We start from the raw sequence: 24,506 nt of genomic DNA, 5'->3' as shown, positions 1-24,506 counted from the left end.
ATGAGCGGCACCCAGCTCGCCGGCGCCGCCCGGCCGGCGAGATCTGTCACCGACGTGGCAGTGGTCATCGCGGTCAAGCGGTTGACCGCCGCCAAGACCCGGCTGGCCCCGCTCTTCACGGGCGCCGACCTCCCCGGGGCCACCCGCGAGGATGTGGTGCTCGCCATGCTGCTGGACACCATCGGTGCGGCGTCGGCCGCCGGGTCGGTGACCGTGGTGACCCCGGATCCGGTCGCCGCGGACGCCGCGCGCCGGTCGGGGGCGCGGATCCTGTCCGATCCCACCCCGGACGGTCACCCGGACCCGTTGAACAACGCGATCGTCGCGGCGGAGTCGGAACTCCGCACAGAGCAGACGAATCTTGTTGTGTTACAAGGTGATCTCCCTGCGCTGCAACCTGAGGAGCTCATGTCGGCCATCGCCGCGGCCCGGGCTCACCGGCGGAGCTTCGTCGCCGACCGGCACGGCACCGGCACCACCGCGCTGTTGGCGTTCGGCGTCCCGCTCGAGCCCCGCTTCGGTCCGGATTCGGCCTCGCGTCACCGCAGTTCGGGTGCGGTGGAGCTGACCGGGCCGTGGCCCGGGTTGCGCTGTGACATCGACACGCCCGACGACCTCGACGTCGCGCAGCGGCTGGGCGTCGGCGAGGCGACCCGCCGCACCCTCGCCCGGACGTCCTGACATCACCGGGCGAACACCCCCGGGTGAACACGACTTGAATCCGTGGCCGAGCGGTGGCCGCACCGTCGCCATCTGGGGGAAGATCGAGGGGTGAGCGAAGCACAGGCCCAGTCCCGAGCCGACCGTGTGGCCGGGGACGGCGTCACCGCGCCGACCGGGGCCGATCAGAGGGGGGCCGACCAGAGGGGGGCCGACCAGAGGGGGGCCGACCAGACGGGGGCCGATCAGACCGACCGGACCGGCGACGAGCGGTGGGACGGGTCGCACACCGCCCCGGAGGCGCCGCCGGCCGCCACGGCACCGGCGATCGACGATGCGCTGCCCGAGGACCGCTACCTCAACCGGGAACTCAGCTGGCTGGATTTCAACGCCCGGGTGCTGGCGCTGGCGGCCGACACCTCGCTGCCCCTGCTGGAGCGGGCGAAGTTCCTGGCGATCTTCGCCTCCAACCTCGACGAGTTCTACATGGTGCGGGTGGCCGGGCTGAAACGCCGCCACGAGACCGGCCTGTCGGTCCGGTCGGCCGACGGTCTGTCGCCCCTCGAGCAGTTGCGTCGCATCAGTGAGCGCACCCAGCAGCTCGCGACCCGCCACGCCGACGTGTTCCTCAACTCGGTGCGGCCGGCGCTGGCCGAAGAGGGCATCGTGATCGTCACGTGGGCCGAACTCGGTGAGGCCGAACGCAACAAGTTGTCCACCTACTTCCACGAGCAGGTCTTCCCGGTCCTGACCCCGCTGGCGGTCGATCCGGCCCACCCGTTCCCGTTCGTCAGCGGCCTGAGCCTCAACCTCGCGATCATGGTTAAACGCCCCGAGGACGGCGGCCAGCACTTCGCGCGGGTCAAGGTGCCCGACAACGTCGATCGGTTCGTCGAACTCGACAGCCGGCCCGGCGCCGACGGTCTGATCCGTTTCCTGCCGATGGAGGAACTGATCGCGGCGTTCCTGCCGGTGCTGTTCCCCGGCCTGGAGATCGTCGAACACCACGCCTTCCGGATCACCCGCAACGCGGACTTCGAGGTCGAGGAGGACCGCGACGAGGACCTGTTGCAGGCACTGGAACGCGAACTGGCCCGGCGCCGCTTCGGTTCTCCGGTGCGCCTCGAGGTCTCCGACGACATGACCGAGAACATGCTCGAACTGCTCCTGCGGGAACTCGACGTCCATCCCGACGATGTGGTCGAGGTACCGGGGCTGCTCGACCTGTCGTCGCTGTGGCAGATCTACGACGTGGACCGGCCGGCGCTGAAGGATCCGCCGTTCGTGCCCGCCACCCCACCGGCTTTCGGGGAACGCGAGACACCGAAGAGCATCTTCGCCACGCTGCGCGACGGTGACGTGCTGGTGCACCACCCCTACGACTCGTTCTCCACCACCGTCCAGCGATTCATCGAGCAGGCCGCCGCCGACCCGAACGTGTTGGCGATCAAGCAGACCCTGTACCGCACCTCGGGCGACTCGCCGATCGTCAACGCCCTGATCGACGCCGCCGAGGCCGGCAAGCAGGTGGTGGCGCTGGTGGAGATCAAGGCCCGCTTCGACGAGCAGGCCAACATCAAGTGGGCCCGCACCCTCGAGCAGGCCGGCGTCCATGTGGTGTACGGGATCATCGGCTTGAAGACGCACTGCAAGTGCGCCCTGGTGGTTCGGCGGGAAGGATCGGTGATCCGGCGCTACTGCCACATCGGCACCGGCAACTACAACCCGAAAACCGCACGCCTCTACGAAGACATCGGACTGCTCACCGCCGCCCCGGACATCGGCGCCGATCTGACCGATCTGTTCAACTCGCTCACCGGGTACTCCCGCAAGGAGTCCTACCGCAACCTGCTGGTGGCGCCGTACGGCGTCCGCAAGGGACTGATCGACCGCATCGAGGGTGAGATCGCCGCCAAACGCGAGGGCGCCGACGCCCACATCCGGTTGAAGGCCAATGCCCTGGTCGACGAACAGATCATCGACGCGCTGTACCGCGCCTCGCTCGCGGGTGTCGGCGTCGAGGTGGTGGTGCGCGGCATCTGCGCGCTGCGCCCCGGGGTGCCCGGCCTCTCCGAGAACATCAGGGTGCGTTCCATTCTGGGTCGGTTCCTGGAGCACTCGCGGATCCTGCACTTCCGGGCGCAGAACGAGTTCTGGATCGGCAGCGCGGACATGATGCACCGCAACCTCGACCGGCGTGTCGAGGTGATGGCCCAGGTCAAAGACCCCCGGCTGACCGCACAACTCAACGACATCCTCGACTCCGCACTCGACCCGGCCACCCGATGCTGGGAACTGGGACCGGACGGTCGATGGACACCCTCACCGCGCGAGGGCGAGACGGTGCGCGATCATCAGGTGTCGATGATGAAACGCCGCCGCTACCACTGACTCGCCGAGACATCGCCGATCGTCACCCGGTGCCGGATGACCTGCAGGAGGTGAGGTGCCCAAAGAGGTTCGCCCGAAGACCATCCCCTCGGATCCCGCATCCGCCGTCCGGGCCGCCGGCGCGGTGCTGTGGCGGCCCGGGGTGGATTCGTCGGCTCCCGAGATCGCGGTGATCCACCGGCCCCGTTACGACGACTGGTCACTGCCCAAGGGCAAGGTCGATCCCGGTGAGATCGAACCGGTGACGGCGGTGCGGGAGATCGAGGAGGAGACCGGATACCGGTCGGTGCTGGGACGCGAACTCACCGAGATCACCTACCCGTTGGCGAACGGCGTCAAGCGGGTGCGGTACTGGGCGGCTCGGGCGCTCGACGGCTCCTTCGCCCCCAATGACGAAGTCGACGAACTGAAGTGGCTTCCGGTGTCGGACGCGCTGCAACGACTGGACTATCCCCAGGATCGCGATGTGCTGCAGCGATTCGCCGAACATCCGGCCCGCACCCGGACGGTGCTGATCGTGCGGCACGCCACGGCGGGCAGCAGGTCACGGTGGCAGGGCGACGACCGGTTGCGTCCGCTCGACAAACACGGCCGCGCCCAGGCCGAGGCGTTGGTCGGAGTGCTCCTCGCGTTCGGCGCGGACCGGTTACACGCGGCGGACCGGGTGCGCTGCGAACAGACACTCGAACCGCTGGCCGACGAGATCGCGCAGCCGATTCACCCCGAGCCCACCTTGAACGAGGAGTCCTACACCCGGAATCGGACCGCCGGAAGGCAGCGCCTCCTCGAAATCGCTGCGGCGGGCGGCACCCCGGTCGTCTGCACCCAGGGCAAGGTGATCCCCGACCTCATCGCCTGGTGGTGCGAGCGCGACGGTGTGCGGCCGGCCGACACGGAGAACCGCAAGGGCAGTGTCTGGGTCATGTCCCTGGTCGAGGGCCGGCTGATCGCCGCCGACCACATCGCCAGTCCGTTACCGGTGCGATGACTCTCATTGGACCGACCGTTCGGAACGCCCCTTCCCGGGCCGCGTCTTTCGGCAGCCCTGCATGAAGACACCAAGGCACGCCGAGGGTGTCAGACACCCACGACGTGCCCTGCCGAACGACTAACGGCGACCTTTCTTGGCCGGCGCCTTCTTGGCTGCCGACTTCTTCGCCGGAGCCTTGGTCGCGGCCTTCTTGGTCGTCTTCTTGGCCGCGGTCTTCTTGGCGGCGGTCTTCTTCGCCGTCGTCTTCTTGGCCGCGGTCTTCTTCGCCGCGGTCTTCTTCGCCGTCGTCTTCTTGGCCGCGGTCTTCTTCGCCGCGGTCTTCTTGGCCGCCGTCTTCTTCGCCGGAGCCTTGGCCGCGGCCTTCTTGGTGGCGGCCTTGCGGGTGGTCTTCTTGGCCGCCTTCTTGGCCGGGCCCGCGGACACGCCCCGCTTGACGGCAGGGCCTTCGGCCGGGAGCCGCTGCGCCCCAGAGACAACCGCCTTGAACTGGGCACCCGGCCGGAAGGCCGGCACCACTGTCGGCTTGACCTTCACCGTCTCCCCGGTGCGTGGGTTACGCGCGACCCGGGCCGCCCGCCGGCGCTGCTCGAAAACGCCGAAACCGGTGATGGTGACGCTGTCACCCCGGTGGACCGCTCGAACGATCGCGTCCACCATGTGTTCCACGGCGGCAGTAGCCGTCCGCCGATCGGTGCCCATCTTCTCTTGGAGTACGTCGATGAGCTCTGCCTTGTTCATGCAAACCTCCGAAACCAGCGGCCCTTCTTGAGCCGACTAGTGGACACGGTAAACCCTTTGACCATTGACTTCCAAGAGCCACGCGCATTTTCGGGGCAATATATGCCGAAATTGGCAATCCGATTGCCCCGCACAGTGTCCTGTTCGGTGGGTGCAGAACCGGTTGGAGGATGGCGAATTCACCCCCGCCGCGGGGTTGGTCAGGCCGGCAGAGTGCGCGGTTTCCAGCTCGGCCGACGCGCCTCGTAGGCCTCGATCTGATCCTGTTTCCGCAGCGTAAGGGCTATATCGTCGAGTCCTTCGAGCAGCCGCCAGGCGGTGTAGTCATCAATCTTGAACGGCACCACGACGGTTCCCGCGGTCACCGTCCGATCTTGAAGATTCACAGTGATTTCCAACCCCGGATTCTGCTCCAGCGCCTTCCAGAGCAATTCGACGTCGTCCTGGCTCACTTCGGCCGCCAGCAACCCCGCCTTACCCGCATTCCCCCGAAAGATGTCGGCGAAACGGGATGAGATCACGACCCGGAAGCCGTAATCCATCAGGGCCCAGACGGCGTGTTCCCGTGAGGACCCGGTACCGAAATCCGGGCCGGCCACCAGAACCGACCCCTTGTCATAGGGCGGGACGTTGAGCACGAACGACGGATCGGTGCGCCAGGCCGCGAACAGCCCGTCTTCGAATCCCGTTCGGGTGACCCGCTTGAGGTAGACCGCCGGGATGATCTGGTCGGTATCCACGTTGGAACGGCGCAGCGGGACACCGATGCCGGTATGGGTGCGGAACGGTTGCATGACTTCTCCTCTTGTCGGGTCGGATCAGGCGGACAGATCGGCCGGCGACGCCAGCTTCCCGGCCACGGCGGTGGCCGCGGCCACCGCCGGCGACACCAGATGGGTGCGGCCGCCCTTACCCTGTCGGCCCTCGAAGTTGCGGTTGGAGGTGGAGGCGCAGCGCTCTCCCGGGGCGAGCTGATCGGGGTTCATGCCCAGACACATCGAGCATCCGGCCTGCCGCCACTCGGCGCCCGCGGCGAGGAAGATCTCGTGCAGACCCTCGGATTCGGCCTGGGCACGCACCCGCATCGAGCCCGGCACGATCAGCATCCGGACACCGTCGGCGACCTTGCGGCCCCGCAGCACCTCGGCCACCACGCGCAGGTCCTCGATGCGGCCGTTGGTGCACGAACCGACGAACACCGCGTCCACGGCGATGTCGCGCATCGGGGTACCCGGCCGGAGGTCCATGTAGGCCAAGGCCTTTTCCGCGGCGAGGCGGTCCGCCTCGTCGGTCATCAGTTCCGGATCGGGAACCGAGCCCGACAGCGGGACCCCCTGGCCGGGGTTGGTGCCCCAGGTGACGAACGGGCTCAGTTCGGTGGCGTCGATGTAGACCTCGACGTCGAATTCGGCGCCCTCATCGGTGCGCAGCTGCCGCCACGCCGCCACCGCGGCATCCCAGTCCGCGCCCTTGGGGGCATGCGGGCGGCCGCGCAGGTATTCGAAGGTGGTCTCGTCCGGGGCGATCATCCCGGCCCGGGCGCCGGCTTCGATGCTCATGTTGCAGATCGTCATCCGGCCCTCCATCGACAGCGATTCGATGGTGCTGCCCCGGTATTCGATGACGTGGCCCTGACCACCGCCGGTGCCGATCTTCGCGATCACCGCCAGGATGATGTCCTTGGCGCTCACCCCGGCGGGAAGCTCCCCATCGACGTTGACCGCCATGGTCTTGAAGGGCCGCAACGGCAGGGTCTGGGTGGCGAGCACGTGCTCGACCTCGGATGTGCCGATTCCCATGGCCAGTGCGCCGAACGCACCGTGGGTGGAAGTGTGGCTGTCGCCGCAGACCACGGTCATGCCGGGCTGGGTCAGGCCCAGCTGCGGACCGATGATGTGCACGATGCCCTGCTCCGCATCGCCCATCGGGTGCAGCCGGATACCGAACTCGGCGGCATTGCGGCGCAGCGTCTCCACCTGGGTGCGCGAGATCGGGTCGGCGATCGGCTTGTCGATGTCGACCGTCGGCACGTTGTGGTCCTCGGTGGCGATCGTCAGGTCCGGTCGGCGCACTTTGCGGCCCGCCAACCGCAACCCGTCGAATGCCTGCGGGCTGGTGACCTCGTGCACCAGGTGGAGGTCGATGTAGATGAGGTCGGGTTCACGGGCCGCTCCGGTACCGGAACCGCGGACCACGACGTGGTCATCCCAGACCTTCTCGGCCAGCGTGCGCGGACGGTTCGTCGACACTCCCGTCGACTCCCCCGACGACATCCCCGACGACATCCCCGACGACACTGTGGGCTGATTCATCATCTCTCGATTCACTCGGGCAGGCGACCTGCGACGTCAGCTTGTCAATCTCACTATTCGGGACGCTAGTATCTCTTTATGAGAAAGGATAGCGGCATCGGCGTGCTGGACAAAGCCGTGAGCGTGCTGCATTCGGTGGCCGAATCGCCCTGCGGGCTCGCCGAGTTGTGCGAACGGACCGGGCTGCCCCGGGCGACCGCGCACCGGCTGGCGGCCGGTCTGGAAGTGCATCGGTTGCTGGCCCGGGACGGTGACGGGCGGTGGTGCCTGGGTCCGGCGGTGACCGAACTCGCCGCGCGGGTCGACGACCCCCTGTTGGCTGCCGCCGCAGTGGTGTTGCCGCGGTTGCGGGAGATCACCGGAGAGAGCGTGCAACTGTACCGGCGCGAGGGCACGTCCCGGATCTGCGTGGCGGCGCTGGAACCCCCGGCGGGGCTGCGCGATACGGTGCCGGTCGGCACCCGGCTGCCGATGACCGCCGGATCCGGCGCCAAGGTGCTGCTCGCCTACGCCGATTCGACCACCCAGCAGGCTGTGCTGTCGAACGCGAAATTCTCCGAACGGGCGCTGGCCGAAGTCCACAAGCGCGGTTGGGCGCAGAGCGTCGCCGAACGGGAACCGGGAGTGGCCAGTGTGTCCGCCCCGGTACGGGACGGGCGCGGCACCGTCGTCGCGGCGGTGTCGGTGTCCGGACCGATCGACCGGATCGGGCGCCGGCCGGGTGCTCGGTGGGCCGCCGATCTGCTGGCCGCCGCCGAGGCGCTCACCCGCCGACTATGAGAATCATCACCGGCACCGGCCCGACTGCCCGCCGGCCACGGTTACGCAGAGTTCAGAGCAGTTGCCATGAGAGCGACTGTCTCATCTGGATCCCAGATCTCGCTGCGATGCAACTGTTCCAAACCCCTGCACGGCGTCCTGGGCACTGATGACGTTCGCTCGCTTGGTTGAAGCACCCGACTGATGCGGCCGCAGCGGGTGAGTCGGGCCACTCCACCCGCAGACACCGGGAGGTGCCGGGAGGTGCCGGGAGGTGCCGGGAGGTGCCGGGAGGGGAGTTGAAAAAATGAAAAAATCCGGCGCACCGCTGCTGTCGCGCGGTGCGCCGGAGTGGACGTCTCATCGGCGTCCGGTGTGGTAGCCCCGATGGGATTCGAACCCACGCTACCGCCGTGAGAGGGCGGCGTCCTAGGCCGCTAGACGACGGGGCCTTACCGGATCGTCAGCATAGCCCATGCGGTCGGGTTATCCCAATCCGCCCGGTCATGCCGACTGGCTGGGGTACCAGGACTCGAACCTAGAACGGCTGAACCAGAATCAGCTGTGTTGCCAATTACACCATACCCCACTTGCAGCCCTTAACCGCAGGTCAGGGCTGCTTTTGCGACTCCTTCGCCGCGTTGCCGCGGTGCTCTCGAGGAGTCGATGAGCAGATTACCAAATGTTCGGCGGTGACTTTCAAGCACCACCGCTCATCGGTCATCCACCCGTCGACTCAGCGGCCGCGGCGTGGTCCCGCCCGGCCCGCAGCCGCTGCAGCGTGCGCTCCCGGCCGAGCAGCTCCAGCGACTCGAACAGCGGCGGGCTGACGGTCGCCCCGGTGGCGGCCACCCGCACCGGGCCGAACGCCTTCCGCGGCTTGAGTCCCAACCCCTCCAACAACGCCGCCTTCAGAGCTATTTCGATGGTCTCGGTTCGCCACTCGTCGAGCGCCTCCAGCGCGGTGAGCGCCGCGTCGAGCACCGCCACCGCCTCGGCCTTCAGTTCCTTGCGGGCGGCCTTCTCGTCGAGTTCGAACGAGTCGTCGTCGAGGAACTTCAGCAGATCCCAGGCGTCGGCGAGCACCACGATGCGCGTCTGCGCCAGGCGCGCCGCCATCGCGAACTGCTCATCGTCGAGGCCGGTGTCGTGGCCGTGGGCAGCGAAGTAGGCCTTGAGCCGTTCGGCGAAATCCGCCTCGTCGAGCATGCGGATGTGCTCGGCGTTGAGCGCCTCGGCCTTCTTCTGGTCGAAGCGGGCCGGATTGGAGTTGACGTCGGTCACATCGAACGCGGCGACCATCTCGTCGAGGGTGAACACGTCGCGGTCGTCGGCCAGTCCCCAGCCCAGCAGGGCCAGATAGTTCAGCAGCCCCTCCGGGATGAACCCCCGTTCGCGGTGGGCGAACAGGTTCGACTGCGGATCGCGTTTGGACAGCTTCTTGTTGCCCTCGCCCAGCACACTGGGCAGGTGCCCGAACTCGGGCACCGTGTCGGCCACCCCGATCGCCATCAGCGCCTCGTACAGCGCGATCTGGCGTGGCGTGGACGGCAACAGGTCCTCCCCGCGCAGCACGTGGGTGATCTTCATCAACGCGTCGTCGACCGGGTTGACCAAGGTGTACAACGGTTCACCGTTGCTTCGGGTCAGTGCGAAATCGGCCAGGGTGCCGGCGGGGAAGGTGGTTTCGCCACGAACCAGGTCGCGCCAGCCGATGTCGCGGTCGGGCATCTTCAACCGGATGACCGGGCGCCGGCCCTCGGCACGGTAGGCGCGGCGCTGCTCCTCGGTCAGGTCGCGGTCGAAATTGTCGTAGCCCAGTTTCGGGTTGCGGCCGGCCGCGCGGTGCCGCGCCTCGACCTCCTCGGGCGTGGAGAACGACTCGTAGGCGGCACCGGATTCCAGCAGCCGCTCGATCACGTCACGGTAGATGTGCAGCCGCTCCGACTGCCGGTACGGCCCGTACGGGCCGCCCACCTCCGGCCCTTCGTCCCAGTCCAGCCCCAGCCAGCGCAACGCGTCGAGCAACGCCAGATAGCTCTCCTCGCTGTCGCGGGCCGAGTCGGTGTCCTCGATGCGGAAGACGAACGTACCGCCGGTGTGTCGGGCGTAGGCCCAGTTGAACAGGGCGGTGCGGATCAGGCCGACGTGCGGGGTGCCGGTCGGCGAGGGGCAGAACCGAACCCGTACCTTGGTGCTGCCATCAGTCGGTTCTGTCATTTCTTTCCTTTGCGCACAACAGGATTGGTCAAAGTGCCGATGTTCTCGATGGTAACGGCGACGGTGTCACCGTGTTCGATCGGTCCGACGCCCTCCGGCGTTCCGGTCAGGATCAGATCGCCGGGCAGCAGGGTCATCACCCGCGACACCCATTCGATGATGGCGCCGATGTCGTGAATCATCAGCGACGTCCGACTGCGTTGGCGCACCTCGCCGTTGACCTCGGTGCGCAGTTCCAGATCGGTCGGGTCGACGTCGGTGACGATCCACGGGCCGACCGGACAGAACGTGTCGTGGCCCTTGGCGCGGGTCCACTGGCCGTCGGCGCGCTGTTGATTCCGCGCCGTGACGTCATTGGCGACGGTGTAGCCGAGGATGACATCGGCGGCGCGCGCGGCCGGGACATCCTTGCAGGGGCGGCCGATCACCACCGCCAACTCCCCTTCGTGATGCACCGGATCGGCGTCGACCGGCAACTGGATGGGCACATTCGGGCCGATGATCGACGTGTTGGGTTTGATGAAGATCACCGGATGCGGAACGGTCTCCCCGCCCATCTCGTCGACGTGGGCGGCGTAGTTCTTGCCCATGCAGACCACCTTGCTGGCCAGGATCGGGGCCAACAGCCGCACATCGGCCAACGACCACTGCCGGCCGGTGAACTCCGGGGTGCCGAACGGGTGTTCGGCGATCTCCCGGGCCACCGCGGTGGGTTCGTCGGGCGGGCCCTCGATGCTGACGAAGGCGACACCGTCTGGGCTGGCGATTCGTCCGAGGCGCATTGATACAGCCTAAAGGCCCGGGGATGACGGCCGCCCCGACCGGGTCCCGCGCCGCGACCCGTGCCGATCTCAGATAGCAAGATCACAGTTCAGGATGATGGGAACCGTGTGACACGATCCACCCATGCCGGTTTCGTCGATCAGCCCCGCGCGGCGCTGGTCGATGCTCGTGATCGCGCTGGCCGCCACGCTGTTCTCGGTCGTGTTCATCAACGGGGTGGCGTTCGTGATCCCCACCCTGCACCGGGAGCACGGACTGAGCCTGGCCCAGGCCGGCCTGCTGTCCGCACTGCCCAGTTTCGGCATGGTCGCCACCCTGATCGCCTGGGGTTATCTGGTCGACCGGATCGGCGAGCGGATCGTGCTCACCGTCGGGTCGGCGCTGACGGCGGCCTCGGCGTTCGCCGCCGCCGCCGTGGACTCGCTGCTGCTCGTCGGGGTGTTTCTGCTGCTCGGCGGGATGGCCGCGGCCAGCAGCAACACCGCCAGCGCGCGGGTGGTGGTGGGCTGGTTCCCGCCGCACCAGCGCGGGCTGGTGATGGGCATCCGCCAGACCGCCCAGCCGCTCGGGGTCGCGCTGGGCGCACTGGTGATCCCGCGGCTGGCGCAGAGCCACGGAATCTCTGCGGCGCTGCTGTTCCCGGCGGCGGTGTGCGCGGTGGCGGCGGTGATCTGTCTGATCGGCGTGCTCGATCCGCCGCGCCCGCCGCGCGCCAGCGCCGACGGCCGGCACCCGCAGAACCCGTACCGCGGTTCCGGGCTGCTGTGGCGGATTCACGCGGTGTCGGTGCTGCTGGTGGTGCCGCAGGGGGTGATCTGGACCTTCACCCTGGTCTGGCTGATGACCGAACGGAGTTGGTCGGCGGGGTCGGCGGGCACGATGGTGATGATCGCCCAGGTGCTCGGCGCCGGTGGGCGCGTCGCGGCCGGCCGCTGGTCGGATCTGGTCGGCTCGCGGTTGCGGCCGATCCGCACGATCGCGCTCGCCGCGGCCGCGGCCATGGCGCTGCTGGCCCTGACCGATGCGCTCGACTCGCCGGTGAGCGTCGCGTTCATGGTCATCGCCGCGGTGGTCACCGTCTCCGACAACAGCCTGGCGTTCACCGCGATCGCCGAGATCGCCGGACCCTATTGGACGGGCCGGGCGCTGGGCACCCAGAACACCAGCCAGTTGCTGACCACGGCGATCACCCCGCCGCTGTTCGGCGGGCTGATCGGAGTCGCCGGTTACCCGGTGGCGTTCGCGTTGTGCGCGGTGCTGCCGCTGGCCGCCGTCCCGCTGGTGCCGGCCGACCCCGCGACCCCGCAGATCCGGCCGTCCAGCCCCGAGTCGCCACGGCGGGTGCGCTGACGGCTATGACGTCGGCCGACGACGGCTGACGACGGCCGACGGCTCACAGCTTCGCCGCGATCCGATCGCCGATCTCGGTGGTGGACATCCTGGCGTCACCGCGGGTGGCGAGGTGCTCGGCCACCGCCCGGTCCACCCGCGCCGCGGCGTCTGACTCACCGACATGAGCCAGCAACAACGCCACCGACATGATCGCGGCGGTCGGGTCGGCGGCGCCGGTGCCGGCGATGTCGGGGGCCGAACCGTGCACCGGTTCGAACATCGACGGATTGGTGCCGGTGGCGTCGATGTTGCCGCTGGCGGCCAGCCCGATGCCACCGCAGACCGCGGCGGCCAGATCGGTGACGATGTCGCCGAACAGGTTGTCGGTGACGATCACATCGAACCGGCCCGGATCGGTGACCAGGTGGATGGTGGCGGCGTCGACGTGCTGATAGGCGACCTCGACGTCGGGATACTGTTCGCCCACCTCCTGGACGGTCCGCGACCACAGCGCCCCGGCGTAGGTCAGCACATTAGTCTTGTGCACCAACGTCAGATGCTTACGCCGCTGGGCGGCCCGCTGGAAGGCGTTCTCCACCACCCGCCGCACCCCGAAGGCGGTGTTGAGGCTGACCTCCGTCGCCACCTCGTTCGGCGTGCCGACCCGGATCGCGCCGCCGGTACCGGTGTAGGGGCCCTCGGTGCCCTCCCGCACCACCACGAAATCGATGTCGGGGTTCCCGGCGAGCGGGCTCGACACACCCTCGTACAACCGGGCCGGACGCAGGTTGATGTGGTGGTCCAGCTCGAACCGGATCCGCAGCAGCAGACCGCGTTCCAGCACCCCGCTCGGGACCGACGGATCGCCGATGGCGCCCAGCAGGATCGCGTCATGCGCCCGCAGTTCGTCGATCACCGAGTCGGGCAGCACCTCCCCGGTGGCGTGGAACCGCCGCGCACCGAGGTCGAAATGGGTCTTGTCGACGTCGGGCAGCACCGCGTCGAGCACCTTGACGGCCTCACCGATGACCTCCGGACCGATTCCGTCACCGGGAATGATCGCCAGTTTCATCGTCACGACAGATCAACCACTTCCAGGGTCGAGGCGCCGACCGCGGCGCCGATGGCATCCCGCACGTCGGCGGGCACATCCCGATTCACCCGCAACATCAGGGTGGCGCCGTCACCGCTGATGTCCTGACTGAGCTGGGCCGCCAGGATGTTGACATCCGCGGCGCCCAGCAGGGTGCCGATCTTGCCGAGTGCGCCGGGCCGGTCGACGTAGTGCATGACAAGGTTCACACCCTCGGCGCGCAGATCGAAGTTGCGCCCGTTGATCTGGACGATCTTCTCCACCTGTTGCGGACCCGACAGCGTGCCGGCCACATTGGTGACGGTGCCGTCGGTGCTGACCGCGCGCACGTCGACGACGCTGCGGTAGTTCGGGCTCTCCGACACCTTCTCCAGTTCGGCCTGCATCCCGCGCTCGGCCGCCAGTGTGGGCGCGTTGACATACGTCACCTGCTGATCGGTGAGCGTCGAGAACAAGCCGCGCAGCGCCGAAAGCCGAAGCACCTCAACATCCTCGGAGGCGAGCTCGCCGGCGACCCGGACCTGCAGGGTCGCCGTCGGCTCGCCCGACAGCGTCCCGACCAGCAGGCCGAGCTTGCGGGCCAGATCCACCCAGGGGGCCACCTCTTCGCTGACCTCGCCCGCACCGACGTTGACCGCGTCGGGCACGAACTCGCCGGCCAGCGCCAGTTTCACGCTGGCGGCGACGTCGGTGCCGGCCCGGTCCTGCGCCTCCACCGTGGACGCACCCAGGTGCGGTGTGACCACCACCTGCGGCAGGTCGAACAGCGGGCTGTCGGTGCAGGGTTCCTTCGCGAAGACGTCGATCCCCGCGGCCCGCACCCGTCCACTGATGATGGCGTCGGCCAGCGCCTGTTCGTCGATCAGGCCGCCGCGGGCGGCGTTGACGATGATCACCCCCGGTTTGACCTTCGCCAGCGCGTCCGCGCCGATCAGGCCGGCGGTCTCCGGGGTCTTCGGCAGGTGCACCGAGATGATGTCGGCGCGGCCGAGCAGCTCGTCGAGGTCGACCAGTTCGATTCCGAGCTGCGCGGCGCGGGCCGGCGACACATAGGGGTCGTAGGCGATGAGGTGGGTGCCGAACGCGGCCAGGCGTTGCGCCACCAGCTGCCCGATGCGGCCCAGGCCGACCACGCCGACGGTCTTGTCGTAGATCTCCACCCCGGAGAACTCGGACCGCTTCCAGGTGCGCTGCCGCAACGTCGCGTCGGCGGCCGGGATCTGCCGCGCGGCGGCCAGCAGCAGCGCGATCGCGTGCTCGGCGGCGCTGTGGATGTTCGACGTCGGCGCGTTGACGACGAGCACACCGCGGGCGGTGGCCGCCTCCACGTCGACGTTGTCCAGCCCGACACCGGCGCGGGCCACGATCTTCAGTTTCGGCGCCGCGGCCAGCACCTCGGCGTCGACAGTGGTGGCCGAACGCACCAGCAGTGCATCGGCATCCGCCACCGCGGCCAGCAGTTTCTCCCGGTCCGGACCGTCAACCCAGCGGACCTCCACCTGGTCGCCCAGGGCCGCGACGGTCGACTCGGCGAGCTTGTCGGCAATCAGTACAACGGGAAGACTCACCCGACCAGGGTAATGCGCTCTAATTGTCAGATGGACGTCACCGTCGTCGGAAGTGGACCGAACGGCTTGGCCGCGGCGGTGACCTGCGCCCGCGCCGGACTGTCCGTGCAGGTCCTGGAGGCGCAGCCGACCGCGGGCGGCGGTGCGCGCACCACCGCCGATCCGGAGTTCGAGGGCATCGTCCACGACGTGTGTTCGGCGGTGCACCCGATGGCGCTGGCGTCGCCGTTCATGGCCGAGTTCGATCTGCCCGCGCGCGGGGTGCGGTTGCAGGTGCCGGCGATCTCCTATGCCAATCCGCTGCTGGACCGGCCGGCCGCGGTGGCCTACCGCGACCTGGACCGCACCTGCGCGGAATTGGTCAACGGCCACTCGTGGCGGCGGTTGTTCGGACCGCTGACCGCCCGCGACGACGGTGTGCTCGATCTGGTGATGGGCGACAAACGCTCGATTCCGTCCGATCCGATCGCCGCCCTGCAGCTGGGCATGCGGATGCTGGCGCAGGGTTCGGCCGCCTGGGGCAGCCTGTCCGGATCCGACGCCCGGGCGTTGTTCAGCGGCGTTGCCGGACACGCGATTTCGCGGATGCCGTCGTTGATCTCGGCCGGAGCCGGATTGCTGTTGGCGACGTTGGCGCACACGGTGGGCTGGCCGATCCCGATCGGTGGCAGCCAGCGCATCACCGATGCCCTGATCGCGGATCTGACCGCACACGGCGGTGAACTGCGGGTCGGTGAACCCGTCACCCGGCCGCCGGAGGGTGTGGTGATCTACGACACCGCACCCACCGCACTGCTGGACATCTACGGCGACGCGCTGCCCGCACGGTATGCCCGTGCGCTGCGCCGCTACCGGTTCGGGCCGGGCGTCGCCAAGGTCGACTTCGTGCTGTCCGACGAGATTCCGTGGCAGGACCCGCGGTTGGCGAACGCCCCGACGCTGCACCTTGGCGGCAGCCGGGAGCAGATGGCGCACGCCGAACGGGAGATCTTCGCCGACCGGCACGCCGAGTGGCCGATGACACTGGCCTCGCTGCCGCATCTGGTCGACCCCGGCCGGGTCGACGGTCAGGGCCGGCGGCCGCTGTGGAGCTACGTGCACGTCCCGGCCCACTCACCGGTCGACCAGACCGAGTCGGTGATCAAGATCTTCGAACGGTTCGCGCCGGGTTTCCGCGACATCGTGGTGGCGGCGCGCTGTGTGCCCGCCGCCCGGTTGGCCGATGACAACGCGAACTACGTCGGTGGGGACATCGCGGTGGGCGGGAACGACACCTGGCGTGCGCTGGCCGGGCCTACACCGCGGCTGAATCCGTGGTCCACGCCGATACCGCGGGCCTACCAGTGTTCGTCGGCCACCCCGCCCGGCCCCGGCGTGCACGGGCTGGCCGGGTATTACGCCGCGCGCACCGTGCTGCGGCGGGAGTTCGGTGTCCGCGACATGCCGTCGCTGGCCCCCTGAAAAGCGATTTCGGCGTGCTTGCGGTCGCTGAGCGACCGCAAGCACGCCGAAATCGCAGAAAATCAAGCCGTTTCGGTGATCGGCCGGTCGACCCAGCTCATCAGCTGACGCAGCTTCTTGCCGGTGACCTCGATCGGATGCTCGGCGTTCTCCTTGCGCAGCCGCTCGAGCTCCTTGTTGCCGCCCTCGACGTTGGCGACCAGCTTCTTGACGAAGGTGCCGTCCTGGATCTCGGCCAGGATCTGCTTCATCCGCTCCTTGGTGCCGGCGTCGATCACCCGCGGCCCGGACAGATACCCGCCGAACTCCGCGGTGTCGGACACCGAATAGTTCATCCGGGCGATCCCGCCCTCGTAGATCAGGTCGACGATCAGCTTGAGCTCGTGCAGCACCTCGAAGTAGGCCAGCTCCGGGGCATAACCCGCCTCGACCATCACGTCGAAACCGGTCTTGATCAGTTCCTCGGTGCCACCGCACAGCACGGCCTGCTCACCGAACAGGTCGGTCTCGGTCTCGTCCTTGAAGGTCGTCTTGATGACACCGGCGCGGGTGCCGCCGATGCCCTTGGCGTAGGACAGCGCCAACGCCAGCCCGTTGCCCTTCGGATCCTGCTGCACCGCAACCAGACACGGCACACCCTTGCCGTCGACGAACTGCCGGCGCACCAGATGGCCCGGGCCCTTCGGGGCCACCATGCCGACGACGACGTTGGCCGGCGGCTGGATCAGACCGAAGTGGATGTTCAGGCCGTGCCCGAAGAACAGCGCATCGCCATCGTTGAGGTGCGGCTCGATGTCGTTCTTGAAGATGTCCGCCTGCGCGGTGTCGGGAGCCAGCAGCATGATCACGTCGGCCCACTTGGCGACCTCGGCCGGGGTGTCGACCTCCAGCCCCTGCTCGGCGACCTTCTCCCGCGACTTGGAGCCCTCGCGCAGGCCCACCTTCACCTGCACACCGGAGTCGCGCAGGCTCAGCGCGTGGGCATGGCCCTGGCTGCCGTAGCCGATGACGCCGACCTTGCGTCCCTGGATGATCGACAGATCGGCGTCGTCGTCATAGAACATCTCTACTGCCACAGTGATTCTTCTTTCCTGTCTTCGATTTTCGGCAATTTCACGGTGCCTGTTTCACGGTGCCTATGCCACGCGGTCCACGCGACAACGACACGATCCCGGACTGCACGAGTTCACGGATCCCGTAGGGCTCCAACACCCGCAACAACGCATCCAGTTTGTCCTGGGTGCCGGTGGCCTCGATGGTCAGGGACTCCGTGGACACGTCGACCACCTTGGCGCGGAACAGGTTCACCGTCTCGATGATCTGCCCGCGGGTGGTCGCGTCGGCCCGCACCTTGATCAGCGCGAGCTCGCGGGCCACCGAGTTCTCCGGGTCCTGCTCGACGATCTTGATCACGTTGACCAGCTTGTTGAGCTGTTTGGTGATCTGCTCCAGCGGCGCCTCTTCGACGCTGACCACGATCGTCATCCGGGACAGGTTCTTCTGTTCGGTCGCGCCCACCGCCAGCGACTGGATGTTGAAGCCCCGGCGGGAGAACAGCGAGGCGACCCGGGCGAGCACACCGGGTTTGTCCTCGACGAGCACCGACAGGGTGTGGGTGCGCACGGAGTTCGAGGCGCTCATCGGTTTCCTCTCTTCTTCGCGCAAGCGCTCATCGGCTTCGTCTCTTCTTCGCGCAAGCGCTCATCAGGCGTGACCCTCGTCGCTCTCGTCGAACAACGGCCGGATGTCGCGGGCGGCCATGATCTCGTCGTTGCTGGTGCCGGCGGCGACCATCGGCCACACCTGGGCATCGGCACCGACGATGAAGTCGATCACCACGGGACGATCGTTGATGGCCCGCGCCTGGGCGATGACGTCGGCCACATCCTCTTCCCGCTCGCAGCGCAGGCCCACGCATCCCAGCGCCTCGGCCAGCTTGACGAAGTCGGGGATGCGCTGGGTGTGGGTGGCCAGATCGGTCTGGCTGTACCGCTCCTCGTAGAACAGCGTCTGCCACTGGCGCACCATGCCCAGGTTGCCGTTGTTGATCAGGGCCACCTTGATCGGCACCCCCTCGACGGCGCAGGTGGCCAGCTCCTGATTGGTCATCTGGAAGCAGCCGTCACCGTCGATGGCCCACACCTCGGCGTCCGGGCGGCCCATCTTGGCGCCCATCGCGGCGGGCACCGCGAAGCCCATGGTGCCCAGGCCCCCGGAGTTGATCCAGGTCTGGGGTTTCTCGTAGGAGATGAACTGCGCCGCCCACATCTGATGCTGCCCCACCCCGGCGACGTAGATCGCGTCGGGCCCGGCCATCTTGCCGAGCGTCTCGATCACATACTCCGGGCTCAGGCTGCCGTCGCTCTGCGGGCCGTAGCTCAACGGATAGGTCTGCTGAACCCCGCGCAGGTACTCCCACCAACCGTCGATCTTGATCGAGTCGGCGACGCCGTCCCGGCGCAACACGGCGAGCAGGTCGGCGATCACGGCCTTGACATCGCCCACGATCGGGACGTCGGCATGCCGGTTCTTGCCGATCTCGGCCGGGTCGATGTCGGCGTGGATCACCTTGGCCTCGGGCGCGAAGCTGTCCAGCTGACCGGTGACCCGGTCGTCGAAGCGGGTGCCGAGCGCGATCAGCAGATCGCTCTTCTGCATCGCCGCGACGGCGGCGACGGTGCCGTGCATGCCGGGCATCCCCAGGTTCTGCGGGTGGCTGTCGGGGAACGCGCCGCGCGCCATCAGCGTGGTGACCACCGGGATGCCGGTCAGTTCGGCCAGCTCCCGCAGCTCCTCGCCGGCCGCACCGCGGATCACGCCGCCGCCGACGTAGAGCACCGGCTTGCGGGCCGCGGCGATGAGCTTCGCGGCCTCCCGGATCTGGCGACTGTGCGGTTTGGTGTTCGGCTTGTAGCCGGGCAGCTCGAACCGCGGCGGCCAGCTGAACGTGCACTGTCCCTGCAGGATGTCCTTGGGGATGTCGACGAGCACCGGACCGGGGCGCCCGGACGAGGCGATGTGGAACGCCTCGGCGAGGATGCGCGGGATGTCGTCACCATCGCGGACCAGGAAGTTGTGCTTGGTGATCGGCATGGTGATGCCGGAGATGTCGGCTTCCTGGAAGGCGTCGGTGCCGATCAGGCCGCGGCCCACCTGCCCGGTGATGGCGACGACCGGGATGGAGTCCATGTGCGCGTCGGCCAGCGGGGTGACCAGGTTGGTCGCACCCGGACCGGAGGTGGCCATGCAGACCCCCACCCGGCCGGTGGCGTGGGCGTAGCCGCTGGCGGCGTGCCCGGCGCCCTGCTCATGGCGCACCAGCACGTGCCGCAGCTTCTTCGAGTCGAACAGCGGGTCGTAGACCGGCAGCACAGCGCCGCCGGGGATCCCGAAGATGACGTCTACGTCGAGCTCCTCCAGCGCGCGGATCACCGCCTGCGCACCGGTCAGCTGGTGCGGGGCGATTCGCTTCTGGCCTGCGGAAGCGGGTTTGGCCGGCGGGTTGGTCGGCTCCGGCGCAGCGGTGCCGGCGGCCCCGTTGGCGTGGGGTGCCGCCCGCTCTGCGGTCCGCGTGGTGGGTGCGCTCACGTTGTCCTCTTCGGTCCCTATTTCACCAATTTGAGTTGTCGGCGGTCGGCGTAGGCCGCCTGAGCAAGAAAAAACCCCCGTCAGCGATGGCTGCTGTACGAGGGTCGCGCGTCGATGCTGTTGGCTACACCCGGCAACGGGTCAGCGCGGCATCAACGCGCCGACCAATTACTACGAGCAACTCCGGGGTCTGCATGACATTCGACGGTAGCCTCCGCACTGCTCATAGGTCAAATTCGAACGCATCCGGATCCGCCCCGGCAGCCCGGTGACGGACACCCCGCCGGGTGCGGCCCATTCGGCCGGATCGGCTCCGGTGCGGTGATGGTGCGAAGATGGCGGCGTGGGACGCGAGGATGAGGAGCACGGGACCCCTGAGCACGGGGACCGCACGGGTGACGGCGGCAGAAGTCTGCACACCGCGCCGGTGACGATCCACATCTCGCCGATGGCCCACCTGGGCGTCGCCATCGTCGCGCTGGGCATGGTGCCGTTGGTCGGCGCGGTGCCGATATTGGCGCCGTTGTGGCTGATCCCGGTCCTGCTGTCGGTGGCGATCGTGCGGTACCGCACGGTCGCCGACCGCGCCGGTGTCATGGTCCGCACCCTGGTCGGTAACCGCACGCTGCCGTGGGACACCATCGAGGGGCTGCGGTTCGGCCGGGGTTCGTGGGCGATCGCCCACTGCCGTGACGGCGGGCAGGTGCGGCTACCGGCCGTGACGTTCGCCACACTGCCGCTGCTGACGGAGGCCAGCGGCGGCCGGGTGCCCAACCCGTACGACCGGGACTGACATCTAGCCGAGCGGATTCGCGCCGTTGAGCAGCACCCAGATCGCGATGCCCGCCCCGACGCCCAGCAGCAGGGCCAGGAACGAACCGATGAAGGGTCGCCGGGCCCACCCGCGTCCGGCGTCGAGCCCGTACCGGCCGGGGCCGGTGAGCACGAGCGCCGCGGCGACCACGATCAGCGTGATCTCGAACTCGTAACCCTCGGGCAGGAAGAACGGCAGCGCACCGTTGTTTGCCGAGATCCCGGCGAGCAGCACGTTGATCAGGTAGGCCAGCGCACCCGCGGCCGCCAACGGGGTGAACAACCCGAGCACCAGCAGCACACCGGCGCCGATCTGCGCGCCGGCCACGGCGTAGGTGAGCGCCTCGGCGTACCGGAATCCGGATTCGGTCAGCGCGTCGCGCAGACCGCCCAGCCCGTCCCCGCCCCACCAGCCGAACGCCTGCTGGAGACCGTGCACCACCAGCAGCGCACCCAGACCGACCCGGATCAGCATCAGTCCCAGATCCATGGTGCCGCGGCGGCCGGCCGCCTTGATGCGGTCCTCGGTGAGTTCGTCCGTCCCCACTTCGGCGGGTCCGGCCGGAAAAGACCCGGCCGGAAAAGACGAAGCCGGCCCGGTCGAGAAACTCGACGCCGCGCCGGCTGAATAGTTGGCGAACGACGATCCGTCGTCCGGCTGGACGTACGGCAACGGTTCGGGTTCACCGGTGAGGGCGAACGGCGACTGTGCGGACGCCGTGCCGGTGGAGGGGTAACTCGGTATGGCCGTTGTCTCGATGTCGCCGCCGTAGGTGGAGGACAGGTCGTCCTCAGGATCGACCAGGCTCGCCGATGCGGGCCGCACGCCCAGATCGTCGGGGCCCGTACCGTGGGGACGGCGCCAACCACGGTGGTCTTGAGGGTGACTGGTCACAGCTGCCAGGGTAAGTGCAACTCCCCTGCCGAGCGCGGATTGGCGCGGCGCATTTCCCGGGTATTTGCAAATGACGAGTGCGGTGCCTGATCCGCCAGGAGTGGCGGTGCCTGATCCGCCAGGAGTGGCGGTGCCTGATCCGCCAGGAGTGGCGGTGCCTGATCCGCCAGGAGTGGCGGTGCCCGTCGGGCACTCCGTAATCTGGCCTGCATGAAACCAGGGCGACCGGTGCGGAGCATGCTGGCGCTGTTGTGCACGGCGCTGCTCGTCGCCTCGGGGTGTGCCCGCTTCGACAACGCACAGTCGCAGCCGTTCACCACCGAGGCGGAGCTGCAGCCCAGGCCGACGACCACCACCCCACCGCCGCCGCTACCCGCCAACCCGCCGCGGAAAGAATGCCCGGCCCCCGGGGTGATGCAGGGCTGCCTGGAGAGCACCAGTGGTCTGGTCATGGGCCTGGACAGCAAGTCCGCGCTGGTCGCCGAACGGACCACCGGCGCGATCAAGGAGGTCTCGATCTCCGAGGAGCCGAAGATCAAGACCGTGATCCCGGTCGATCCGGCGGGCGACGGCGGGCTACTGGACATCGTGTTGTCGCCCAGCCACCGGCAGGACCGGCTGATGTACGCCTACATCAGCACCCCCACCGACAACCGGGTGGTCCGCATCGCCGACAACGATCCGCCCAAACCGATCCTGACCGGGATTCCCAAGGGCGCGACCGGCAACACCGGGTCGCTGATCTTCTCCAGCCCCACGACGCTGCTGGTGCAGACCGGCGACGCCGGTGATCCGGCCCTGGCCGACGATCCGAACTCGCTGGCCGGGAAGGTGCTGCGGGTCGAACAACCCACCACCGTCAACCCGGCGCCGATCACCACCGCGCTGTCCGGGCTGGGAGCCGGCGGGGCGATGTGCATCGACCCCACCGACGGATCGCTGTTCGTCACCGACCGCCACCCCAGCGGTGACCGGTTGCAGCGGATCACCAAAGCAGACGAGGTGTCCACGGTGTGGACCTGGCCGGACCGCCCGGGCGTGGCCGGCTGTGCGGCACTCGACGGCACCGTGCTGGTGAACCTGGTCGACACCAAGCAGACCGTCGCGGTCCGCTCCGATCCGGACACCGGCGCGGTGACCGGCGAGCCGGAGGTGGTTCGTCAGGACACCCGCGGCCACGTCTGGGCGCTGCAATTGTCGCCGGACGGCAACGTGTGGGGCGCCACGGTGAACAAGACGTTCGGGGACGCCGAGCAGCTCGACGACGTGGTGTTCCCGTTGTTCCCGCAGGGTGGGTTCCCGCGGACCGACGAAGAGAAGACCTGATCCGGCCCTGACCCGCCCGTAGTCGGGTCCGGCCCGTAGTCGGGTCCGGTCAGCCGGTCTGACCGCAGGCGGCCATCACCAGTTCACGCACCCGCGCCGCATCGGCCTGCCCCTTGGTGGCCTTCATGACGGCGCCGACGATCGCACCGGCCGCCTGCACCTTGCCACCGCGGATCTTCTCGACGATGTCGGGGTTGGCGGCCAGCGCCTCGTCGACCGCGGCCTGCAGCGCCGCATCGTCGCGCACCACCTCCAGCCCGCGGTCCTTCATCACCTGCTCGGGCTCACCCTCACCGGCCAGCACACCCTCGACCACCTGGCGGGCGAGCTTGTTCGACAGTTTGCCGTCGTCGACGAGTTTGATCACCGCCGCGACCTGAGCCGGGCTGATCGGCAGCGCGTCGAGCTCCACCCCACTCTCGTTGGCCTTCTGCACCAGGAAGTTCCCCCACCAGGCGCGGGCGGCCTCGCTGGAGACACCGTGTTCGATGGTCGCGCTGACCAGGTCGACCGCACCGGCGTTGACCAGGTCCCGCATCACCTCGTCGGAGACGCCCCAGTCCTGCTGGAGCCGCTTGCGCCGCACCCAGGGCAGTTCGGGCAGCGTCGCACGCAGCTGCTCGACCCACTCCCGGCTGGGGGCGACCGGCTCCAGATCGGGTTCGGGGAAGTAGCGGTAGTCCTCGGCGGTCTCCTTGCTGCGCCCCGGGGAGGTGTAACCGTCCTCGTGGAAGTGCCGGGTCTCCTGGACGACGGTGCCGCCCGCCTCCAGAATCGCTGCCTGCCGTCGCATTTCGTATCGCACGGCGACCTCGACGCTCTTGAGCGAGTTGACGTTCTTGGTCTCGGTGCGGGTGCCGAACTCGGCCTGCCCGATCGGCTTGAGCGACACGTTGGAGTCGCAGCGCATCGACCCCTGGTCCATCCGAACGTCCGAAACCCCAAGGGCGCGCAGCAGATCACGCAGTGCGGTCACGTACGCGCGCGCGATCTCGGGGGCGCGGGCGCCGGCACCCTCGATCGGCTTGGTGACGATCTCGATGAGCGGCACGCCGGCGCGGTTGTAGTCGATCAGCGAGGTGGTGGCGCCCTCGATACGGCCGGTCTCACTGCCCAGGTGGGTCAGCTTGCCGGTGTCCTCCTCCATGTGGGCGCGCTCGATCCCGACCCGGAAGGTGCTGCCGTCCTCCAACGGGACGTCGAGGTACCCGTTGACCGCGATCGGTTCGTCGTACTGCGAGATCTGATAGTTCTTCGGCATGTCCGGATAGAAGTAGTTCTTCCGGGCGAACCGGCACCACGGGACGATCTCGCAGTTCAGCGCCAGGCCGATCCGGATCGCCGACTCCACCGCGGCCTCGTTGAGAACCGGCAACGCCCCGGGCAGCCCGAGGCAGACCGGGCACACCTGGGTGTTGGGTTCGGAGCCGAACCGGTTGGCACACCCGCAGAACATCTTCGTCGCCGTGGACAGCTCGACGTGGACTTCCATTCCGAGCACGGGTTCGTACTTGGCGATGACCTCGTCGAAGTCGAGCAGCTCAGCACTGGCAGCGGCAGTCATGGCCCCGATCCT

20 protein-coding genes and 2 tRNA genes are annotated in these 24,506 nt (G+C 68.5%); 8 read left to right on the top strand and 14 right to left on the bottom strand.

Annotated features, from left to right (window positions below; all coding sequences use genetic code 11):
• The 3 genes from cofC to mutT1 all read left to right on the top strand — a co-directional run bounded on the left by cofC (position 1) and on the right by mutT1 (position 4,039).
• Entirely contained in the window at positions 1-681 is a 681-nt protein-coding gene (gene cofC / locus CKW28_RS07775) for a 2-phospho-L-lactate guanylyltransferase (protein ID WP_003927758.1), read from the top strand.
• 90 nt (positions 682-771) lie between these two features.
• Positions 772-3,051, top strand: a complete 2,280-nt coding sequence (locus tag CKW28_RS07770) for an RNA degradosome polyphosphate kinase (RefSeq protein ID WP_003927757.1) — start codon at positions 772-774, stop codon at positions 3,049-3,051.
• A gap of 55 nt (positions 3,052-3,106) precedes the next feature.
• Positions 3,107-4,039, top strand: a complete 933-nt coding sequence (gene mutT1 / locus CKW28_RS07765; RefSeq protein WP_003927756.1) for an 8-oxo-(d)GTP phosphatase MutT1 — start codon at positions 3,107-3,109, stop codon at positions 4,037-4,039.
• Positions 4,040-4,159: 120 nt separating this feature from the next.
• On the opposite strand, the gene CKW28_RS07760 is transcribed toward mutT1, so the two are convergent.
• The 3 genes from CKW28_RS07760 to leuC all read right to left on the bottom strand — a co-directional run bounded on the left by CKW28_RS07760 (position 4,160) and on the right by leuC (position 7,053).
• Positions 4,160-4,780: an HU family DNA-binding protein gene (locus CKW28_RS07760; RefSeq protein ID WP_061252286.1), complete on the bottom strand. Its 621-nt coding sequence runs from the start codon at positions 4,778-4,780 to the stop codon at positions 4,160-4,162.
• 200 nt (positions 4,781-4,980) lie between these two features.
• Positions 4,981-5,574, bottom strand: coding sequence for a 3-isopropylmalate dehydratase small subunit (leuD, locus tag CKW28_RS07755; RefSeq protein ID WP_003927754.1), 594 nt, complete (start codon positions 5,572-5,574; stop codon positions 4,981-4,983).
• Positions 5,575-5,598: 24 nt separating this feature from the next.
• Positions 5,599-7,053 (bottom strand): 3-isopropylmalate dehydratase large subunit, encoded by a 1,455-nt coding sequence (leuC, locus tag CKW28_RS07750; RefSeq protein ID WP_040548445.1) that lies wholly within the window; start codon positions 7,051-7,053, stop codon positions 5,599-5,601.
• A gap of 117 nt (positions 7,054-7,170) precedes the next feature.
• Between leuC and CKW28_RS07745 the strand changes: the two genes are divergently transcribed.
• The gene (locus CKW28_RS07745; RefSeq protein WP_040548442.1) at positions 7,171-7,872 is read left to right on the top strand and encodes an IclR family transcriptional regulator; all 702 of its coding nucleotides are present in this window, start codon (positions 7,171-7,173) and stop codon (positions 7,870-7,872) included.
• A 355-nt stretch (positions 7,873-8,227) separates the two neighbouring features.
• Here the strand turns inward: CKW28_RS07745 and CKW28_RS07740 are convergent.
• From CKW28_RS07740 to CKW28_RS07725, 4 genes are all read right to left on the bottom strand, one after another.
• Positions 8,228-8,303 (bottom strand) — tRNA-Glu (locus CKW28_RS07740).
• A 62-nt stretch (positions 8,304-8,365) separates the two neighbouring features.
• A tRNA-Gln gene (locus CKW28_RS07735) sits at positions 8,366-8,440 on the bottom strand.
• A 131-nt stretch (positions 8,441-8,571) separates the two neighbouring features.
• On the bottom strand, positions 8,572-10,071 hold the full coding sequence (gene gltX, locus CKW28_RS07730) for a glutamate--tRNA ligase (RefSeq protein ID WP_003927751.1): 1,500 nt from the start codon (positions 10,069-10,071) through the stop codon (positions 8,572-8,574).
• On the bottom strand, positions 10,068-10,853 hold the full coding sequence (locus tag CKW28_RS07725) for a fumarylacetoacetate hydrolase family protein (RefSeq protein WP_003927750.1): 786 nt from the start codon (positions 10,851-10,853) through the stop codon (positions 10,068-10,070). The genes gltX and CKW28_RS07725 overlap by 4 nt, the downstream gene beginning before the upstream one ends.
• 124 nt (positions 10,854-10,977) lie before the next feature.
• Between CKW28_RS07725 and CKW28_RS07720 the strand changes: the two genes are divergently transcribed.
• Complete coding sequence (locus tag CKW28_RS07720) at positions 10,978-12,204, top strand: MFS transporter (RefSeq protein WP_003927749.1); 1,227 nt, start codon at positions 10,978-10,980, stop codon at positions 12,202-12,204.
• A 43-nt stretch (positions 12,205-12,247) separates the two neighbouring features.
• Here the strand turns inward: CKW28_RS07720 and CKW28_RS07715 are convergent, their stop codons facing one another.
• Together CKW28_RS07715 and serA are read right to left on the bottom strand one after the other, a co-directional pair.
• Entirely contained in the window at positions 12,248-13,258 is a 1,011-nt protein-coding gene (locus tag CKW28_RS07715; RefSeq protein WP_003927748.1) for a 3-isopropylmalate dehydrogenase, read from the bottom strand.
• A gap of 2 nt (positions 13,259-13,260) precedes the next feature.
• Positions 13,261-14,847, bottom strand: a complete 1,587-nt coding sequence (gene serA / locus CKW28_RS07710) for a phosphoglycerate dehydrogenase (RefSeq protein WP_003927747.1) — start codon at positions 14,845-14,847, stop codon at positions 13,261-13,263.
• 30 nt (positions 14,848-14,877) lie between these two features.
• Between serA and CKW28_RS07705 the strand changes: the two genes are divergently transcribed.
• A complete protein-coding gene (locus CKW28_RS07705; RefSeq protein ID WP_003927746.1) occupies positions 14,878-16,308 on the top strand; it encodes a phytoene desaturase family protein in 1,431 nt (476 codons plus the stop codon).
• A 62-nt stretch (positions 16,309-16,370) separates the two neighbouring features.
• Here the strand turns inward: CKW28_RS07705 and ilvC are convergent, their stop codons facing one another.
• The 3 genes from ilvC to CKW28_RS07690 form a co-directional block, all read right to left on the bottom strand.
• The gene (gene ilvC, locus CKW28_RS07700; protein ID WP_197700635.1) at positions 16,371-17,372 is read right to left on the bottom strand and encodes a ketol-acid reductoisomerase; all 1,002 of its coding nucleotides are present in this window, start codon (positions 17,370-17,372) and stop codon (positions 16,371-16,373) included.
• A 49-nt stretch (positions 17,373-17,421) separates the two neighbouring features.
• On the bottom strand, positions 17,422-17,949 hold the full coding sequence (ilvN, locus tag CKW28_RS07695; protein ID WP_003927744.1) for an acetolactate synthase small subunit: 528 nt from the start codon (positions 17,947-17,949) through the stop codon (positions 17,422-17,424).
• A 63-nt stretch (positions 17,950-18,012) separates the two neighbouring features.
• Positions 18,013-19,896: an acetolactate synthase large subunit gene (locus CKW28_RS07690; RefSeq protein ID WP_003927743.1), complete on the bottom strand. Its 1,884-nt coding sequence runs from the start codon at positions 19,894-19,896 to the stop codon at positions 18,013-18,015.
• 448 nt (positions 19,897-20,344) lie between these two features.
• On the opposite strand from CKW28_RS07690, the gene CKW28_RS07685 reads away from it, so the two are divergent.
• Complete coding sequence (locus CKW28_RS07685) at positions 20,345-20,689, top strand: PH domain-containing protein (protein WP_050812101.1); 345 nt, start codon at positions 20,345-20,347, stop codon at positions 20,687-20,689.
• A gap of 3 nt (positions 20,690-20,692) precedes the next feature.
• Here CKW28_RS07685 and CKW28_RS07680 read toward each other — a convergent pair whose 3' ends face one another.
• A complete protein-coding gene (locus CKW28_RS07680; protein WP_040548439.1) occupies positions 20,693-21,604 on the bottom strand; it encodes a DoxX family membrane protein in 912 nt (303 codons plus the stop codon).
• Positions 21,605-21,814: 210 nt separating this feature from the next.
• Between CKW28_RS07680 and CKW28_RS07675 the strand changes: the two genes are divergently transcribed.
• A complete protein-coding gene (locus CKW28_RS07675; RefSeq protein WP_081475600.1) occupies positions 21,815-22,930 on the top strand; it encodes a PQQ-dependent sugar dehydrogenase in 1,116 nt (371 codons plus the stop codon).
• 49 nt (positions 22,931-22,979) lie between these two features.
• On the opposite strand, the gene gatB is transcribed toward CKW28_RS07675, so the two are convergent.
• Positions 22,980-24,494, bottom strand: coding sequence for an Asp-tRNA(Asn)/Glu-tRNA(Gln) amidotransferase subunit GatB (gene gatB, locus CKW28_RS07670; protein ID WP_003927739.1), 1,515 nt, complete (start codon positions 24,492-24,494; stop codon positions 22,980-22,982).
• Positions 24,495-24,506: the final 12 nt, after the last annotated feature.

The sequence above is a fragment of the Mycolicibacterium thermoresistibile genome (assembly GCF_900187065.1).
Taxonomy (GTDB): Bacteria; Actinomycetota; Actinomycetes; order Mycobacteriales; family Mycobacteriaceae; genus Mycobacterium; species Mycobacterium thermoresistibile.
The sequence above is the reverse complement of the archived record's forward strand: the minus strand, read 5'-3'. Positions and strand labels throughout refer to the sequence as shown.